Source organism: Adlercreutzia equolifaciens (assembly GCF_029076695.1).
GTDB lineage: Bacteria > Actinomycetota > Coriobacteriia > Coriobacteriales > Eggerthellaceae > Adlercreutzia > Adlercreutzia equolifaciens_A.
The window spans coordinates 1-309 of the sequence record NZ_JARFIK010000310.1 but is presented as its reverse complement, the minus strand read 5'-3'; the positions used below and the strand labels follow the sequence as shown (position 1 = coordinate 309).

Annotated in this window: 1 protein-coding gene; it reads left to right on the top strand. The window is 58.9% G+C overall.

Annotation, left to right across the window (positions count from 1 at the left end):
* Positions 1 to 309, top strand: a 309-nt coding sequence (locus PZH32_RS12530; RefSeq protein WP_275208571.1) for an aminotransferase class I/II-fold pyridoxal phosphate-dependent enzyme, incomplete at both ends; no start/stop codon positions are given.

Below are 309 nucleotides of genomic sequence, written 5' to 3'. Positions count from 1 at the left end.
GAACATCAACGCCTCCACTCGCACTCACGATGGCTTGCACGCTTGGCAGTACCCAGATGAGGAGCTGGAGAAGCTGGCCGACCCCTCCAACAAGCTGCTGTGTCTGGTGAACCCCTCGAACCCGCCGTCCTACGCCATGGATGAGCATTCGCGCCAGAAGCTGGTCGACATAGTTACGAAGCGCAATCCGAATCTGCTCATCATCACCGACGACGTGTACGGCACCATCGTGCCCCACTATCGGTCGGTGTTCGCCGACCTGCCGCGCAATACGGCATGCGTATATTCCTTCTCGAAGTACTTCGGGGC